The sequence below is a fragment of the Burkholderia thailandensis E264 genome (genome assembly GCF_000012365.1).
In the GTDB taxonomy this organism is placed as follows: domain Bacteria; phylum Pseudomonadota; class Gammaproteobacteria; order Burkholderiales; family Burkholderiaceae; genus Burkholderia; species Burkholderia thailandensis.
Genome location: NC_007651.1, coordinates 2364013 through 2380229, shown reverse-complemented (window position 1 = coordinate 2380229; position 16217 = coordinate 2364013). Strand labels below are relative to the sequence as shown.

17 protein-coding genes and 1 tRNA gene are annotated in these 16217 nt (G+C 66.9%); 11 read left to right on the top strand and 7 right to left on the bottom strand.

Going from position 1 to position 16217, the window contains the following annotated elements:
• Window positions 1–51: 51 nt before the first annotated feature.
• From BTH_RS22955 to BTH_RS34625, 5 genes are read left to right on the top strand one after another with little or no spacing between them, the layout of a single operon-like run.
• Window positions 52–477: a PAAR domain-containing protein gene (locus BTH_RS22955; RefSeq protein WP_009890587.1), complete on the top strand. Its 426-nt coding sequence runs from the start codon at window positions 52–54 to the stop codon at window positions 475–477.
• Window positions 477–983 carry a DUF4123 domain-containing protein gene (locus BTH_RS22950; protein WP_025404092.1) on the top strand — a complete coding sequence of 169 codons (507 nt, stop codon included), beginning with the start codon at window positions 477–479 and terminating at the stop codon, window positions 981–983. Before BTH_RS22955 ends, BTH_RS22950 begins: the two co-directional genes overlap by 1 nt.
• Entirely contained in the window at window positions 976–1449 is a 474-nt protein-coding gene (locus tag BTH_RS22945; RefSeq protein ID WP_009890581.1) for a hypothetical protein, read from the top strand. The genes BTH_RS22950 and BTH_RS22945 overlap by 8 nt, the downstream gene beginning before the upstream one ends.
• Window positions 1334–1927, top strand: a complete 594-nt coding sequence (locus tag BTH_RS22940; RefSeq protein ID WP_223297075.1) for a restriction endonuclease fold toxin 5 domain-containing protein — start codon at window positions 1334–1336, stop codon at window positions 1925–1927. The genes BTH_RS22945 and BTH_RS22940 overlap by 116 nt, the downstream gene beginning before the upstream one ends.
• A gap of 2 nt (window positions 1928–1929) precedes the next feature.
• Complete coding sequence (locus tag BTH_RS34625; protein ID WP_025369324.1) at window positions 1930–2637, top strand: immunity 52 family protein; 708 nt, start codon at window positions 1930–1932, stop codon at window positions 2635–2637.
• A gap of 217 nt (window positions 2638–2854) precedes the next feature.
• On the opposite strand, the gene BTH_RS22930 is transcribed toward BTH_RS34625, so the two are convergent.
• Window positions 2855–2941, bottom strand: a tRNA-Leu gene (locus BTH_RS22930).
• Between the two features lie 243 nt (window positions 2942–3184).
• On the opposite strand from BTH_RS22930, the gene BTH_RS22925 reads away from it, so the two are divergent.
• Complete coding sequence (locus tag BTH_RS22925; protein WP_009890578.1) at window positions 3185–4021, top strand: squalene/phytoene synthase family protein; 837 nt, start codon at window positions 3185–3187, stop codon at window positions 4019–4021.
• Window positions 4022–4075: 54 nt separating this feature from the next.
• Here the strand turns inward: BTH_RS22925 and BTH_RS22920 are convergent, their stop codons facing one another.
• From BTH_RS22920 to BTH_RS31895, 4 genes are all read right to left on the bottom strand, one after another.
• Complete coding sequence (locus BTH_RS22920) at window positions 4076–5338, bottom strand: DUF1501 domain-containing protein (RefSeq protein WP_011402260.1); 1263 nt, start codon at window positions 5336–5338, stop codon at window positions 4076–4078.
• A gap of 89 nt (window positions 5339–5427) precedes the next feature.
• Window positions 5428–6843: a DUF1800 domain-containing protein gene (locus tag BTH_RS22915; protein ID WP_009890576.1), complete on the bottom strand. Its 1416-nt coding sequence runs from the start codon at window positions 6841–6843 to the stop codon at window positions 5428–5430.
• Window positions 6844–7062: 219 nt separating this feature from the next.
• Window positions 7063–7353 (bottom strand): hypothetical protein, encoded by a 291-nt coding sequence (locus BTH_RS22910; protein WP_009890575.1) that lies wholly within the window; start codon window positions 7351–7353, stop codon window positions 7063–7065.
• Window positions 7353–7535 (bottom strand): hypothetical protein, encoded by a 183-nt coding sequence (locus BTH_RS31895; protein WP_009904927.1) that lies wholly within the window; start codon window positions 7533–7535, stop codon window positions 7353–7355. Before BTH_RS31895 ends, BTH_RS22910 begins: the two co-directional genes overlap by 1 nt.
• A gap of 87 nt (window positions 7536–7622) precedes the next feature.
• On the opposite strand from BTH_RS31895, the gene ompR reads away from it, so the two are divergent.
• The 4 genes from ompR to BTH_RS22890 all read left to right on the top strand — a co-directional run bounded on the left by ompR (window position 7623) and on the right by BTH_RS22890 (window position 11125).
• Entirely contained in the window at window positions 7623–8348 is a 726-nt protein-coding gene (ompR, locus tag BTH_RS22905; RefSeq protein ID WP_004199523.1) for an osmolarity response regulator transcription factor OmpR, read from the top strand.
• A gap of 66 nt (window positions 8349–8414) precedes the next feature.
• Window positions 8415–9773 (top strand): ATP-binding protein, encoded by a 1359-nt coding sequence (locus tag BTH_RS22900; protein WP_025404093.1) that lies wholly within the window; start codon window positions 8415–8417, stop codon window positions 9771–9773.
• Window positions 9774–9971: 198 nt separating this feature from the next.
• Window positions 9972–10520 (top strand): peroxiredoxin, encoded by a 549-nt coding sequence (locus BTH_RS22895; protein WP_004192241.1) that lies wholly within the window; start codon window positions 9972–9974, stop codon window positions 10518–10520.
• A gap of 77 nt (window positions 10521–10597) precedes the next feature.
• Window positions 10598–11125, top strand: coding sequence for a carboxymuconolactone decarboxylase family protein (locus BTH_RS22890; RefSeq protein WP_009890561.1), 528 nt, complete (start codon window positions 10598–10600; stop codon window positions 11123–11125).
• Between the two features lie 235 nt (window positions 11126–11360).
• Here the strand turns inward: BTH_RS22890 and ispF are convergent, their stop codons facing one another.
• Both ispF and ispD read right to left on the bottom strand, forming a co-directional pair.
• Window positions 11361–11849, bottom strand: coding sequence for a 2-C-methyl-D-erythritol 2,4-cyclodiphosphate synthase (gene ispF, locus BTH_RS22885; protein WP_009890559.1), 489 nt, complete (start codon window positions 11847–11849; stop codon window positions 11361–11363).
• 40 nt (window positions 11850–11889) lie between these two features.
• Window positions 11890–12600 carry a 2-C-methyl-D-erythritol 4-phosphate cytidylyltransferase gene (ispD, locus tag BTH_RS22880; RefSeq protein WP_009890558.1) on the bottom strand — a complete coding sequence of 237 codons (711 nt, stop codon included), beginning with the start codon at window positions 12598–12600 and terminating at the stop codon, window positions 11890–11892.
• A 20-nt stretch (window positions 12601–12620) separates the two neighbouring features.
• Between ispD and mfd the strand changes: the two genes are divergently transcribed.
• Window positions 12621–16190 (top strand): transcription-repair coupling factor, encoded by a 3570-nt coding sequence (mfd, locus tag BTH_RS22875; protein WP_025404094.1) that lies wholly within the window; start codon window positions 12621–12623, stop codon window positions 16188–16190.
• Window positions 16191–16217 lie beyond the last annotated feature (27 nt).

Here is a 16217-nt window from a genome sequence, read left to right as displayed (position 1 = left end):
CCGGGCGCGCTCGATGGTAAATTTGCACGCAAATTTCCATGAGAGGGCCCAGTGGTCAAGCGCGCGATCATCCGCGTCGGCGACACGACAACGCATGGCGGCAAGGTGCTCGAAGGCTCGCCGACCTTCACGCTCAACGGGCGCAATGTGGCCGGCGTCGGCCACAAGGTACTTTGCCCGCGCTGCAAAGGCATTTTCCCGATCCTTCCCGATCTGCTCGGCCGCCGCTACCCGCATACCATTGCCGACCGCGACACCGCCGTCGAGGGCATGCGCACGGCCTGCGGCGCGGAGCTGATCGCATCGCAGGGAACCGGAACGATCGACGACGTCGGCGCGGGAGAGCGCGGGGACGGCGGCTCGCCCGGCGGATCGGCGGCCGCAGCGGCGGCCGCGGTTGCCCCTTCCCCCACGCTCTGCCTCGAATGCCTGAAGGCGGCGGCCAAGAACGCCGCGACGATGGTCGCGCGCGGATGATGATGACGCCGCCGAATATCGAAGCGCATTTCGAGATGCGCCGCGAGCAGATCACGTTGCCCGCGCGGCTCTTCGCGGTGGTCGACGCGCTGCTCTTCGCCGAAGCGTCGGACGCCCCGCCGCTGCGCCGCGCGAACTACTCGATCGCGCTTTTCGACGGCACGCCCGACGCGTCGCTCGCCGATCACGGCCCGTGGCTGATCGATTACGCGCTCGCGCCGGGGCCGATCCGGCGCGTGCTCGCCGAGCTGGCGGCCGGGCCGGTCGGCATGTCGTGGCTCGTCAGCGCGTATCCGTTCGAGCGGCTGGCCGCCGAATTGCGCGAGCGCCTCGACGTGCGGCTCCCGGACGGCCGCACGGCGCTGTTCCGCTTCTACGACGCGCGCATCCTGCCCGACATCGCGCGCGTGATGAACGACGCGCAGCGCTCGCAATTCTTCGTCGCGACGTACGACTGGCTCGTCGAGATCGACGGGCGGCTGACCGGAGTGCATCCGCATGCTTGAACTGAGCGCAGAACAGGTCGCCGGACTGGCGCAGATCGACGAGCGCGGCTTCGTCGAACGCGTTCGGCAAGATCTCGTGAAGGAGAATCCCGCGTTTGCCGACGACGGCGGCTTGTCGTCGCGGCTCTGGGCAGCATATCGCGCCGCGCGCGCATTCGGCATCGAGCGGGACGAGAACGTCGTCGCGTTCCTGAGGCTCGAGGCGTACGCGACGGGCTTCTACGAAAAGCCCGCGACGAAGGCATGGCTCACGCGCCCCGGCCGCTCGGCCGACGCGCGTTTCCACGATTATCTACGCGTCATCCAATGGCGCATCGAACATCCGGACGGAGGGCTGGAACATGGCGGGATTGGTGTTTCCGGTGATAGAAGCGGCGGCGGTGGAGCTTGGTCCGATCTTGGCGCGCGTTGGCGTCGCCTTGTTGGGCGGGGCGACGGTGGCGGGAACGGCGAGTCTGTCGGGTGACACGCCGAAGGAAGACAGCAAGGCGACGCCGGATGTAAGGGCATTGCCGCGCACCGGCGAAAGCTGCAAGAAGTGCCCGCCCGAACAAACGGGCACCCCTGTGCGCCGCCGCTATCGGATGAATCGCGGCCCTCGAGAGTATCAAGGAAGAATCACCGGCCGCCCCTACAGCGTCGAGGAAGGGTGGAGCGAGGAATGGAACTGGTACAACGTCGACTTCGACGGCTTTCTGAGCGACGAATGTCTGCTACAGGAAGCAAAAGGCGACTATGACCAGTTCTTCAGTCGCAGTACGAACAAACCTTTCAGGTGGTTCAAGGGGTTCACCAAGATTACTCGTGAGATCGAGGTGCGAGCGACGGTGATACACGCGAACCCACCGACGAAGCTAAAGTACTATTTCCAAACACCGCTCACGATGTCCTATTTTCGGACGACGCTCGCGGAAAATGGCATCCCTTTCGTTGTTACTGGTTGAACATGAAAATTACGTCCCGATTCAGAGATCCTCTGCACGACGCGGCTGATTTGGCCGTGGTTTTTGAGCAACTCGGAGCGATTGCAAAGGCGATTCACTCACATGCACCCACTCTATCGACATGGTACTTGACTGGCGATACGAAAGAGGAAGCGCACCTTTACCCCGCCTTCGAAAACTGGAAGCCGACCACGCCCGCGCTGGCTGTCCTGAGGACGGAGTTTTCGGATGCGCCCCATCAGCCGCAGATCATATCGCTTTGGGACGGTGGCGACGATGAGAGTACCGGCGCAACTCTGACCTTTCTAGTTGCCTCAAAGGAACGCCCGAAAAAGATTGAAGCGGATTTCAATGACGAGGCCATATTTAGTGCCGACCAAGCGATAGACGTCGTCAGAGACATCACTCAACTGACGTCCCCGGCTTACGTCACCGTCGAGCCGTTCGGGTATGTCGACAAGCAAGTTTTCGACGACAAGCCCGGCGTCGGCTGGATGCTCTACTTGCCGAAGGTCATTACGCAACAGCAGGTTCCCGAGGCCCGCGCGCTGATTCCCGTCCCAGCCAAAGGCAAACAGGCCGGCACGATCATCGTCAGCGTCACGGACGCCCCGTTCTCGGTCGACAATCCCGAGCACGTCGCGATAGCGAACCGCATCGAGATCCGGCTCGTCGATCAAGACCTGCTCCCCGCCTACGTTGAGATCTGAACCAGCCGGCGCGAGCACCGCGCCGGCTGCCGTCGTCAAAACAACCCGGCCGGCTCCGCTGGCTCGTCCCAACTGAAAGTAAATGATCCGCTCGCGACGCGCAACGCCCTTTCCGCCGCCTACCGTGCGCTGAATCGGCCCGCTCTCGATATGGAAGCCAGCGCTCCTGAAAACAAGCGCTTTATGGTGCCTTATGGTGTCGCACGAAGATGCTTGATGGTGCGTGAGGCCGGACTCGAACCGGCACGCCCTTGCGGGCGTCAGGACCTAAACCTGGTGCGTCTACCAATTTCGCCACTCACGCACGCGCTGAAATGCTGCGCCCAACGGGACGGCATACCGGGGCTGCACGCCGCTTTCGCGGCCGCCCGAAAAGCGCGAGCGCGAGATTCTAACCGATCTCCCTACGCTTGTCTCTAGCGCCCGACCACTCTTCGGCCGCGATGCTAGAATTCGCCGTTGTCCCCGCAACGCGGCGCGCAATGCCGCGCCGTCCGGCGCCCGCGCATCCGTCCGAGCCGATCTCGCCTCACTCGTTCCTGTCCCCGTGAATTTCGACGAATACTGCCAGCAGAAAGCCGCACCGCCCGGCTCCAGCTCCTACTATGCGCTGCGCCAGGCGCCGCTCGCGCGCCAGCCGCTCGTCGCCGCGCTCTTCGCGCTGCGTCGCGAGCTCGAGCAGACGGCGAAGGAAGTCAGCGATCCGACCGTGGGCCACACGAAACTCGCGTGGTGGCAAAAGGAGCTCGCCGCGCTCGCGGCCGGCAACCCTTCGCATCCGGTATCGCACGCGCTCGCCGCGCATCATCCGGACATCGCGCGCGAAGCCGACGCGCTGCGCACGCTCGTTGCCGGCTACGGCATGGACCTCGAGCAGGCGCGCTATCTGGACTTCGCGAATCTGCGCCGCTACGTCGACCAAACAGGCGGCACGTTCGCCTTGCTCGTCGCGCGCGCGAACGCGGGCCGGCCCGCCGCGGACGACGCGCGCTGGGCGCAATCGCTCGGCCACGCGCTCACGCTCGCGCAATTCGTGCAGGACCTCGGGCAGGATGCGCGGCAGGGCCGCATCTACGTGCCGATCGACGAGTTGCAACGCTATGGCGTGACGGCCGCCGACCTTCTCAACCGCCGCTACAGCCCTGCGTACACCGAGCTGATGCGCTTCCAGACATCGCGCGCACGCGACGCGCTCAGTGCGTCGCTATCCGGCATCCCCGCCGATGAGCGCCGCACGCAGCGCACGCTGCGCGCGCTCGGCGCGCTCGCGCTCGCGGTACTCGACGAGATCGAACGCGACGGCTTCCAGGTGCTGCACCAGCGGATCGCGCTCACACCGATCCGCAAGCTGTGGATCGCATGGCGCGCGGCACGGCGCCGCTGACGCGTGCCGCCGCACCATCGCGCACGTCAACACGTCATACACATCGGACGAATATCAGGCACGCAGCAGCGGCAACGGCTCGAAGCGCCGCTTGAGCACGCTCGTCGCGTCAAGCCCCCACCACGGGCCGAGCACGGTCGCATAGAGCTGCCGGAAATCGACGGCGACGGGCAGGTTGCCGTTGCCGTCGAGCGCGGTGAGCGCAGGCGGCGCGCCGTACAGCCCGCCGCGCACGCGCCCGCCCATCACGAAATGCGGAGCGGCCGTGCCGTGATCCGTCCCGTTGCTCTGGTTCTCTCGCGCGCGCCGGCCGAATTCCGCATACGTCATCACGAGCGTGTCGTTCCAGCGCCCGAGTTCGATCAACGCCGAACGCATCGCGACGAACCCCAGCGCCAGTTGCTTGAGCAATCCCGCCTGCTGGCCGGGCTGGTTCTGATGCGTGTCGAAGCCGTTCAGCGTGAGACGCAGCGCCGCGACGCCCTGCCCCGGCGCCGGCGTACGCTGTGGCGTGTCGCACGCGGCGAGCACCTGCATCGCGGTCTTCACCGACGCGCCGAACGGCCCGCCCGGAAACGCGGTCGCGAGCGCGGGCGTGCCCGCGTGCGGACGCAGCCGATCGGCGGCCTTGACGATGTCGTTCTCGATGTCGATCACGTGCGCGAGCGCGGGATTCTGCTCGCGCAGCGATACGGGCTGCACGAGCCGCGCCGCACGCGCGAATTGTGCGGGATTGACGAGTGCGATCGCGCGCGCGCCGTTCGCGAGCGGCCCCATTTCCGCGCTGCCGAGCACGATGCCGTCCGCCGCGAAGCCGGGCGGCACGCCGGCCTGCGCGAATGCGCGCGTGAGCCACCCTTCACGCAGATACTCGTCCGCGCGCGACGCGGTATCCCAGATCTCGATCGAGCGAAAATGCGACAGATTCGGCTGCGGATAGCCGACGCCATCGACGATCGCGAGCCGCCCATCACGCCAGATCGGCACGAGCGGCTCGAGCGCCGGATGCAGCGCGGCGCGCTCGTCGAGCTGCACGACCTGCTCGCGCTTGACGCCGATCGTCGGGCGCAGCGTGCGGTACAGCGGGTCCGCGTACGGAATCACCGTGTTGAGCCCGTCGTTGCCGCCCTTCAGCTCGACCAGGATGAGCAGGTTCGAGTAGCGCGCGGCACCCGCCATGTCAATCGCGCCATTCGCGCCGATTGCCCCCTTCGCGCCCGAAGCGGCGGATGCCGCCGCGAACGCGTGCGGCATCGACAGCGAAACGCCCGCCGCGCCGGCAAGACTCGCCAAGGCCAGAAAATCGCGTCGTTTCATGCTGCCTTCCTCGTGTCGCATTCGACGCGGCCCGCGCGTGGCCGCATCGCGCGGCATCTCATCGTCATCGTGTTCATCTTCGTTACTCTTCACTTCAGTTGATACGCTGGGTCCATCAACAGGGCCTGCAGATACGCGGCGCTCGCCGCGCCCGCCTCGATCGCCGCGACGGGCGAAATCGGCAGCACCGCGTGCTGCAGTTGCAGCTCCGTCGACAGATCCGGCTGCGCCTGCGGCTTCGTCCGGTACGCGGCGAGCCACGCGTCGAGATCGAAGCGCATCGCCGCGCGCCGCATCGACGCCGGCCCGCCTGCCATGCCATGGGAAACGGGCGCCGCGCGCATGCCGGGCACCTCCGTCGCTCGCATCATCCGCTCGACGAACTGCTTGCGCGCAAGCAGCGTCGAGCTGTTGATCCAGGTCGCGCCGCCCGGCCAGCCCTTCACGTTCGGCGGATAGAACAGGTTCTGGCCGAGCGCGCGCATCGTGTTCGCGAACGGCGCGGCATCGCCGTAGTCGACGTCGAAAAGCCGCACCGTGCCGACCACGAACTCCGCCGGCGACTTGACGAGCACGCCGCGATTGCGGTCGGCCCAGAACGCGTCGGACGAAAACAGCCCCGTGAGCGCCGCCTTGATGTCGTAGCCGCTCTGCCGGAATCGCGCGGCAATGCGCTCGAGCTCGCCGGCATCCGGCGTGTCGGAGACGAACTCGCGCCACAGCTTCGCGACGACGAAGCGCGCGGTCTCGGCACGCGCGAGCAGGATGTCGAGCACCCCATCGCCATCCAGGCGCCCGGTTTGGCCGAGCACGGTCTTCACGCCGTCGTCGTGAACGTTCGGCCGGAACACGTACGCGAGCGTATCGGGATCAAGCCCCCAGCCGGTGTACGCGCGCGCGGCTTCGGACACATCGCGCTGCGTATAGTGGCCCTCGCCGAGCGTGAAAAGTTCCATCGCCTCGCGCGCGAAGTTCTCGTTCGGGCGCCCCTTGCGATTGCTCGCGCCGTCGAGATACTGCAGCATCGCCGGACTCTTCGCGACGCCGTGCAGCATCGCGCCGAAATTGCCGAGCGCATCGGCGCGCAGCAGCGCATGCTGCGCCGCAATCGTTTGCGGAAACGGTACCTTGTCCTGGCCGGACGTGAAGTGGTTATGCCAGAAGAGCGTCATCCGCTCGGTGAGCGGCGAAGGCGTCACGAGCATCTCGCGCACCCACCACGCGCGCAACTCGTCGTAGCGGCGATTGCGCAACCGCTGCTGCGCACGTCGCTCGTCCGGCGAGAACGCGGCGCGCATCGCGCGCGACGGCGGCGGCTCGCTCACCCAGTCGGGCGGCGGCGTCACGCTTTGCGTGCGCACGCCGTCGAGCAGCTCGGCCAGCGCCTGCGCGCGCGTCATGCCGACGAAGCGCGCGACATCGCGCGGCGGCGGCGAAAAGCCGGTGCGCGTCAACAGGAAGCGCGTGTCGTCCGCGTCGAGCAGGGTCTGCATCGCAGCCGGCATCCGCTCCGGCCTCGCCGGGGGCCGCCCGGGCGTCCTCGAATCGCTCATCGTCGACCATTCTCCGAAAGAGACAAGCCGCGGCGGCTCGCGAAGCGCGCGAGCCGTCCGCGTGGCGATTCAACGGCTCGCGGCAACGCGCAGTTGACGATCGAATTGCTACGGAATTTTTCTGATGAAGGACGGCGGACGGCGAGCGGCAATACGCCGCGATTTAACGATTCAACGCTTGTAGAGTTCGCGCACCGCGTCTTCGATGTGCTGGCGCAAGAGATGCCGCTCTTCCGGCGTCATGTGGCCGTCGCGGCGGCGCTGTTCGAGATCGGGCGGAACGGCGGCCGCGCGCGCGGGCGGCTCGCTCGGCGGCGCGGAACGCCCGGCCGCGCCGTTGCCGCGCCGCACCTTGTGCGACGGCGCGGCGCCATGTTCCGGGCGCTGCGCGCAAGCGAAGTCCGAAGCGAGGAAGCCGACGCAAGCGAGCGCCAGCACGAACGCCATCTTCGTCGGCCGCATCACTGGCCTCGCCTCTTTCGTCGTTTTGTTCCCTTCGTCACGCGGCAACCGGCTACCTTTGGCACACGAACAAACCCTGCGAGAATCGGGCGTGCAAACCATGTAAATGTTAAGTGGATGGAGTATCCACCGAATGTCGTCTTCGAGTAAAGGAGTCTGTCGTGACTGTCTTTACTCCGCACAATAGCGCGGGTAAATTTTGTAACTGACTGTAACCCGTCGAAAGCCGCAACCGCGCGGTTTTTCCTAATCGCGATAAGATGCGGCTCATGGAAACGAAAAACCCCTCCAAGATTCTCGTCGTCGACGACGACCCGCGCCTGCGCGATCTGCTGCGCCGCTATCTCGGCGAGCAGGGCTTCAACGTGTATGTCGCGGAGAACGCGACGGCGATGAACAAGCTCTGGGTGCGCGAGCGCTTCGATCTGCTCGTGCTCGACCTGATGCTGCCGGGTGAGGATGGCCTGTCGATCTGCCGGCGCCTGCGCGGCAGCAACGACCGCACGCCGATCATCATGCTCACCGCGAAGGGTGAGGACGTTGATCGCATCGTCGGCCTCGAGATGGGCGCCGACGACTACCTGCCGAAGCCGTTCAACCCGCGCGAGCTCGTCGCGCGCATCCACGCGGTGCTGCGCCGCCAGGCCCCCGCCGAGCTGCCGGGCGCGCCCTCCGAGACCACCGAGGTGTTCGAGTTCGGCGAATTCTCGCTGAACCTCGCGACGCGCACGCTGACGAAATCCGGCCAGGAGATTCCGCTCACGACGGGCGAATTCTCGGTGCTGAAGGTGTTCGCGCGCCATCCGCGCCAGCCGCTGTCGCGCGAAAAGCTGATGGAGCTCGCGCGCGGCCGCGAATACGAAGTGTTCGACCGCAGCCTCGATGTGCAGATCTCGCGCCTGCGCAAGCTGATCGAACCCGATCCGGGCAGCCCTCGCTTCATCCAGACGGTGTGGGGCCTCGGTTACGTGTTCATCCCCGACGGCGCGGCCTGATTGCAGCCCCGACGCAATACACGTCTTCGACGCCACGCCTTTGACGCCAGTTAGACAGCCAGTCCTATGCGTATCGACCGGCGCCTCTTGACGCTCGTGTTCGGCGGGCTGTTCTGGCGCACCTTCCTGCTGATTGCGCTGTTGATCGCAGTCAGTCTCGCCGCGTGGTTCCAGAGCTTCCGGGTGATCGAGCGCGAGCCGCGCGCGCAGCGCGTCGCGCTGCAGCTCGTCGCGATCGTGAAGCTCACGCGCACTGCCCTGCTCTATTCCGATCCCGACCTGCGCCGCGCGCTGCTGCAGGACCTCGAGAGCAACGAGGGCGTGCGTGTCTATCCGCGCGAGAAAACCGACAAGTTCAAGCTGCAGCCCGACGAGTCGCTGAACCGGCTGATCGAGCACGACATCCGCAGCCGCCTCGGCGACGACACGGTGATCGCGCAATCGGTCAACGACATCCCCGGCGTGTGGATCAGCTTCAAGATCGACGACGACGACTACTGGGTCGCGCTCGACCGCGATCAGCTCGACACCGTCACCGGCCTGCAATGGGCGGGCTGGGGCCTGTTCGCGCTCGCGCTGTCGCTCATCGGCTCGGCGTTCATCACGAGCCTCGTGAACCAGCCGTTCTCGCGGCTCGCGCTCGCCGCGCGCAAGGTGGGCTCCGGCCAAACGCCGGAACCGCTGCCCGAGCGCGGAATGGGCGTCGCCGCCGAGACGAACCGCAGCTTCAACCAGATGGTGCGCGATCTCGAGCAGCTCGAGGCCGATCGCGCGCTGATGCTCGCGGGCATCTCGCACGATCTGCGCACGCCGCTCGCGCGGCTGCGCCTCGAGACCGAGATGAGTCCGTCCGATCAGGCGACGAAGGACGCGATGGTCGACGACATCGAGCAGATGGACCGCATCATCGCCGCGTTCATCGATTACGCACGCCCCGCGCAGCGCACGCCGGAACCCGTCGACCTGTCGCAGATCGCGCGCGAGGTCGCCGCGCGGATCGTCAGCGAAGACGGCGTGCAGCTCGACATTCGCCTGGCCCCCGCGGCCGTCATCGAAGCGGACGAAACGGACATGCGCCGCGTGATCGGCAACCTCGTCGAGAACGCGCGCAAGTATGGGCAGAGCAAGAAGGACGGCGTCGCGCGCATCTCGCTCGAAACACGGGTGACGCACGCGCGCGTCGAACTCGTCGTCACCGACGAGGGCCCCGGCATCCCCGAGGATCAGTTGCCGCTCGTGATGCGCCCGTTCTATCGCGTCGACGCGGCGCGCAGCAAAGCCGACGGCACCGGGCTCGGCATGGCGATCGTGCTGCGTCTCGTGAACCGCTACCGAGGCACGCTGCGGCTTCGCAACCGCGCGCCCGGCGCGGGTCTCGAAGTCACGCTGGAGTTTCCGAGCGCGAAAGCGCGTGCGGCTGCGTGACGCACGACGAGTCCCTCCCTCGATGGTCGAACCCTATCGGCGTCTTTGAAAATTCCTATGAAGTTCGTTAGTTAAAATCTATTGATAGGAAAATACAATAGCGTTATAGTGCTTCCTATGCTGTCACGGAAACGTTGCAGCGCATCGGTAGCTTGACCGTCAGTAGCAGTTTTTCCCAACTTACACAGGAGCATCCGCATGAAGACCGTGGGCGATAAACTCGAAGCTTTCACCGTTGTGGCCGCGAAGCCGGGCTTCAACAACCACGAAGAAAACGGCCAGTCGGCATTCGAGACCGTCACCGAAGCGTCGTTCCCGGGCAAGTGGAAGATCATCTATTTCTACCCGAAGGACTTCACGTTCGTCTGCCCGACGGAAATCGTCGAATTCGCGAAGCTCGCGAAGCAGTTCGAAGAGCGCGACGCCGTCCTGCTCGGCGGCAGCTCGGACAACGAATTCGTCAAGCTCGCATGGCGCCGTGAGCACAAGGATCTCGACAAGCTGAACCACTACTCGTTCGGCGACGTCAAGGGCGAGCTGATCGACCAGCTCGGCGTGCGCGACAAGGAAGCCGGCGTGGCCCTGCGCGCGACCTTCATCGTCGACCCGGACAACACGATCCAGCACGTGTCGGTGAACAACCTGAACGTCGGCCGCAGCCCGGAGGAAATCCTGCGCATTCTCGACGGCCTGCAAACGGACGAACTCTGCCCGTGCAACCGCGCGATCGGCGGCGCGACGCTGTAAGCGTCCGATGCACGAAGGCCCGCGGCGCTGCGTCTTGCCTGCGGGCTTTTTTAACGGCCCAATCATAGGAGATATCAATGGAATTCATCGATTCGATTAAGGATCTAATTCCCGACTACGCGAAAGACATTCGCCTGAACCTCGACGGCACGATCTCGCGCTCGTCGCTCGAAGGCACGGACGCGGTCGGCGCGGCGCTCGCCGCGGCCTTCGCGGCGAAGAGCCCGGCGCTCGTGAAGGCGATCCGCGAAGCGGGCGTGCTGTCGCCCGAGGAAACTCACGCGGCGCTGACGGCGGCCGCGCTGATGGGGATGAACAACGCCTGGTATCCGTATGTCGAGATGGCCGACGACGCCGACCTGAAGACGCAGCGCGCCGAGCTGCGAATGGGTGCGTACGCTTCGCACGGCGGCGTCGACAGGCGCAAGTTCGAGATGTACGCGCTCGCCGCGTCGATCGTCGGTAAGTGCCACTTCTGCGTGAAGTCGCACTACGCGCTGCTCAAGAACGAACAAGGGATGAGCGTCACGCAGTTGCGCGACGTCGGCCGGATCGCGGCGGTGATCAACGCCGCCGCGCAAGTGATCGCGGCAGAAGGCAAGTAAGCGGAATCAAGGCCGCCGCCGTCGCGCATGGTCGCGGGTGCGGCCGCTGAAAAGGGAAACGCCACGCGTCGATTGCGCGTGGCGTTTTCGTTCCTGCGGGTACGGTGGAATCGCCGGCCACGAGCGGCGCCGCAAGTCTCGGCTCAGCCCCCGCCGTCCGGCCGCATCCGCGCGGCATCCGCGCCCCGCCTGCCGCCGACGCCGCTCCACCTGCGGCTCATGCCGCCGCCCGCCGTCACGCGGCCGCTTCGCGCACGACGAGCGCCGCCGCCTGCGCCTCGATCCCCTCGCCGCGGCCCAGATAGCCGAGCTTCTCGTTCGTCTTCGCCTTCACGTTCACGCGATCGAGCGGCAAGCCGAGATCGGCCGCGATGTTCGCGCGCATCGCGTCGATGTGCGGCGCGAGCTTCGGCGCCTGCGCGATGATCGTGCTGTCGACGTTGCGGATCGAAAAGCCCGCCTGCGCGACGCGCGCCGCGCATTCGCGCAAGAGCGCGCGGCTGTCGGCGCCCTTGAAGCGCGGATCGGTGTCGGAGAAATGTCGGCCGATGTCGCCGAGCGCCGCCGCGCCGAACAGCGCGTCGGTGATCGCGTGCAGCAGCACGTCCGCATCCGAGTGGCCGAGAAGCCCCCGCTCGTACGGGATCGTCACGCCGCCGATGATGAGCGGCCGTCCGGGAACGAGCTGGTGCACGTCGTAGCCTTGTCCGATTCTGAAATCCATGTGATTCGATCCGAGTGTGATGCGATGGTGAAGATGCGGTTCAACTGGCGCGCGCCGGATGCGCGAGAATCGCCTCCGCGAGGTCGAAATCCTCCGGGTACGTGACCTTGAAGTTGCGCAGACTGCCCTGCACGACGCGCGGCGTATGGCCCGCCCATTCGATCGCGCTCGCTTCGTCGGTCAGATCGCGACCTTCGAGCTGCGCGCGCTGGATCGCGTCGCGCAGCATGCCGATGCGGAACATCTGCGGCGTCTGCGCCTGCCAGAGGCCGTTGCGCGATTCGGTGCGCTCGATCGCGTCGCCGCCCGCCGGCACGCGCTTGAGCGTATCGGCGACCGGCAGCGCGACGATGCCGCCGACGGGGTCGTCCTTCAGCGCGCCGATCAGCGTGCGGATCAGCGCCGGCGTGATGCCGGGGCGCGCGGCGTCGTGCACGAGCACCCAGTCGGCGTCCGTCGCGCCGAATTCGGCGAGCTGGATCAGCCCGTTCATCACCGACGCCTGTCGGGACGCGCCGCCGCAGCGCCGCACCGCGAAGCGCAGACCGGCAAAGCGGCGGGCGTCGAAGTGGGCGTCGTCGGGGGAAATCACGACGAGCGTTTGCGCGAACTCGCTGCACGCGTCGAACGCGGCGAGCGTGTAATGCAGGAGCGCGCGGCCGGCGAGCGTGCGGTATTGCTTCGGCAATGCCGAGCCGGAGCGGCTGCCGGTGCCGGCGCACGGAATCAGGGCGAAGAGTCGGGAGGTCACGGAAAGGAAACGCCGGGAAGATGAAATCGAAAGACGGATTTTATAATACGTCTTTCGCCGTGATGAGCCGCGCCACGCTCGTCCGCCATCCGGCGCTCGCCAACCAGCCGCTCGTTATGTCAGACAACGCCTCCCCTTCGCAGTCCCCCGTCGCGCTCGTCAAGGCGGGCCAGCGCTTCGCGTTCGACGGAGCGCACGGCTCCGCCGACGCGCTCGTCATCGCCCGCTATCTCGCCGCGCACCGCGCGCAGGTGCCGCTTCTCGCCGTGATCTGCGCGAACGCGGTCGACGCGCAGCGGCTCGCGCAGGAACTGCGCTACTTCGCGCCCGACGCGCGCGTGCGCGTGCTGCCCGACTGGGAGACGCTGCCGTACGACACGTTCTCGCCGCACCAGGATCTCGTGTCCGAGCGTCTCGCGACGCTGCACGACCTCGGCGAAGGCCGCTGCGACATCCTGCTCGTGCCCGCGACGACGGCGCTCTACCGGATGCCGCCCGCATCGTTCCTCGCCGCGTACACGTTCGCGTTCACGCAGGGCGAGCGGCTCGACGAGGCGAAGCTGAAGGCGCAATTGACGCTCGCCGGCTACGAGCACGTGAGCCAGGTCGTGCGTCCCGGCGAATACTGCGTGCGCGGCTCGCTGATCGACCTGTTCCCGATGGGCTCGCCGCTGCCGTACCGGATCGACCTGTTCGACGACCAGGTCGACTCGATCCGCGCGTTCGATCCGGACACGCAGCGCAGCCTCTACCCGGTGCGAGACGTGCGCCTGCTGCCCGGCCGCGAGTTCCCGTTCGACGAGGCGGCGCGCACCGCGTTCAGAAGCCGCTGGCGCGAGACGTTCGAGGGCGACCCGAGCCGCGCGCCGATCTACAAGGACATCGGCAACGGCGTGCCGTCGGCCGGCATCGAATACTATCTGCCGCTCTTCTTCGACGAGACGGCGACGCTGTTCCACTACCTGCCCGAGAACGCGCAGCTCGTGTTCACGGGCGACCTCGACGCGGCGATCAAGCGCTTCACGGCCGACACGAAGCAGCGCTACGCGTTCCTGTCGCACGATCGCGAGCGGCCGATCCTCGAGCCGCAGCGCCTGTTCCTGTCCGACGACGATTTCTATCTGCTCGCGAAGCCGTTCGCACGGATCGTGCTGCCCGCGCAGCCGTCGGGCGGCTGGGCCGCGCCGCTGCCGAATCTCGCGCTCGACCGCCACGCGGACGCGCCGCTCGCCGCATTCGCCGCGTACCTGGAGACAACGAACAACCGCGTGCTCTTCACCGTCGAATCGGCCGGCCGCCGCGAGACGATCGCGCAGCTGTTCGCCGAGCATCACCTGCGGCCCGCGGGCAGCGACAGCTTCGCCGCGTGGCTCGAGACCGACGAGCGCTTCGCACTCGGCGTAGCGCCCCTCGCAAGCGGCTTCGCGGTGCCGGGCGAAGGCTACGCGATCGTCACCGAGACCGAGCTGTACGGCGCGCTCGGCCGCCGCGCCGGACGCCGCCGCCAGGAACAGGCGAGCAACGTCGACGCGATGGTGCGCGACCTGTCCGAGCTGAAGGTAGGCGACCCGGTCGTCCATGCGCAGCACGGGATCGGCCGCTACATGGGGCTCGTGTCGATGGATCTCGGCGAAGGCGACACCGAGTTCCTGCATCTCGAATACGCGGGCGACAGCAAGCTGTACGTGCCCGTCGCGCAACTGCACGTGATCTCGCGCTACAGCGGCGCGGACCCGGACAGCGCGCCGCTGCACGCGCTCGGCTCGGGCCAGTGGGAGCGCGCGAAGCGCCGCGCCGCCCAGCAGATCCGCGATACCGCCGCCGAGCTGTTGAACCTCTATGCGCGGCGCGCGGCGCGCGAGGGCCACGCGTTCGCGCTCGATCCGCGCGACTACGTGAAGTTCGCCGACAGCTTCGGCTTCGAGGAAACGCCCGACCAGGCCGCGGCGATCGCGGCCGTGATCGGCGACATGACGAGCGGCAAGCCGATGGACCGCCTCGTGTGCGGCGACGTCGGCTTCGGCAAGACCGAGGTCGCGCTGCGCGCGGCGTTCATCGCGGTGATGGGCGGCAAGCAGGTCGCGCTGCTGTCGCCGACGACGCTGCTCGCCGAGCAGCACACGCAGACCTTCATCGACCGCTTCGCCGACTGGCCCGTGAAAATCGTCGAGCTGTCGCGCTTCAAGTCGACGAAGGAAGTGAACGCGGCGATCCAGCAGATCAACGACGGCAGCGTCGACATCGTGATCGGCACGCACAAGCTGCTGTCGTCGGACGTGCAGTTCAAGCGGCTCGGCCTCGTGATCATCGACGAGGAGCACCGCTTCGGCGTGCGCCAGAAGGAAGCGCTGAAGGCGCTGCGCGCGGAGGTGGACGTGCTCACGCTCACCGCGACGCCGATCCCGCGCACGCTCGGCATGGCGCTCGAGGGCCTGCGCGACTTCTCGGTGATCGCGACCGCGCCGCAGAAGCGGCTCGCGATCAAGACCTTCGTGCGCCGCGAGGAAGAAAGCGTGATCCGCGAGGCGATGCTGCGCGAGCTGAAGCGCGGCGGCCAGGTGTACTTCCTGCACAACGAGGTCGAGACGATCGAGAACCGCCGCGCGATGCTCGAGGAACTGGTGCCCGAGGCGCGGATCGTGATCGCGCACGGCCAGATGCACGAGCGCGAACTCGAGCGCGTGATGCGCGATTTCGTCGCCCAGCGTGCGAACGTGCTGCTGTGCACGACCATCATCGAGACCGGCATCGACGTGCCGAGCGCGAACACCATCATCATGCACCGCGCGGACAAGTTCGGTCTCGCGCAGTTGCACCAGTTGCGCGGCCGCGTCGGCCGCTCGCACCATCAGGCGTACGCGTACCTGCTCGTGCACGATCCGCAGGCGCTCACGAAGCAGGCGCAGCGGCGGCTCGAGGCGATCCAGCAGATGGAGGAGCTCGGCTCGGGCTTCTACCTCGCGATGCACGACCTCGAGATCCGCGGCACGGGCGAGGTGCTCGGCGACAAGCAGTCGGGCGAGATCCACGAGATCGGCTTCCAGCTCTACACCGAGATGCTGAACGACGCGGTGAAGGCGTTGAAGAACGGCAAGGAGCCGGACCTCACCGCGCCGCTCGCCGCGACGACCGAGATCAACCTGCATGCGCCCGCGATCCTGCCCGCCGATTACTGCGGCGACGTGCAGGAACGGCTGTCGCTGTACAAGCGGCTCGCGAACTGCGAGCACGGCGATGCGATCGACGGCATCCAGGAAGAGCTGATCGACCGCTTCGGCAAGCTGCCGCCGCAGGCGCACGCGCTCGTCGAGACGCACCGGCTGCGGCTCGCCGCGAAGCCGCTCGGCATCATGAAGATCGACGCGAGCGAGGCGGCGATCGGGCTGCAGTTCGTGCCGAATCCGCCGATCGATCCGATGCGGATCATCGACATGGTGCAGAAGCACCGGCACATCAAGCTCGCGGGCCAGGACAAGCTGCGGATCGAGACGCGCACGCCGGACCTCGCGGTGCGCGTGTCGACGGTGAAGGAAACGCTGCGCGCGCTCGGTCAGCCTCAGCAGTCGCGCGCGCAGGCGGCGGCGCGGTAGTGAGCGATCCGTCGGCGGTCAATTGAC

Bases quoted from the DNA above. Each gene is read 5' to 3' on its own strand.
- ispF (WP_009890559.1), bottom strand. From the start codon at position 11,849: ATGGATTTCAGAATCGGACAAGGCTACGACGTGCACCAGCTCGTTCCC.
- BTH_RS22945 (WP_009890581.1), top strand. From the start codon at position 976: ATGCTTGAACTGAGCGCAGAACAGGTCGCCGGACTGGCGCAGATCGAC.
- BTH_RS22900 (WP_025404093.1), top strand. From the start codon at position 8,415: ATGCGTATCGACCGGCGCCTCTTGACGCTCGTGTTCGGCGGGCTGTTC.
- BTH_RS22920 (WP_011402260.1), bottom strand. From the start codon at position 5,338: ATGAAACGACGCGATTTTCTGGCCTTGGCGAGTCTTGCCGGCGCGGCG.
- BTH_RS22915 (WP_009890576.1), bottom strand. From the start codon at position 6,843: ATGCCGGCTGCGATGCAGACCCTGCTCGACGCGGACGACACGCGCTTC.
- BTH_RS22950 (WP_025404092.1), top strand. From the start codon at position 477: ATGATGACGCCGCCGAATATCGAAGCGCATTTCGAGATGCGCCGCGAG.
- mfd (WP_025404094.1), top strand. From the start codon at position 12,621: ATGAAATCGAAAGACGGATTTTATAATACGTCTTTCGCCGTGATGAGC.
- BTH_RS22910 (WP_009890575.1), bottom strand. From the start codon at position 7,353: ATGCGGCCGACGAAGATGGCGTTCGTGCTGGCGCTCGCTTGCGTCGGC.
- BTH_RS34625 (WP_025369324.1), top strand. From the start codon at position 1,930: ATGAAAATTACGTCCCGATTCAGAGATCCTCTGCACGACGCGGCTGAT.
- ompR (WP_004199523.1), top strand. From the start codon at position 7,623: ATGGAAACGAAAAACCCCTCCAAGATTCTCGTCGTCGACGACGACCCG.
- BTH_RS22895 (WP_004192241.1), top strand. From the start codon at position 9,972: ATGAAGACCGTGGGCGATAAACTCGAAGCTTTCACCGTTGTGGCCGCG.
- BTH_RS22890 (WP_009890561.1), top strand. From the start codon at position 10,598: ATGGAATTCATCGATTCGATTAAGGATCTAATTCCCGACTACGCGAAA.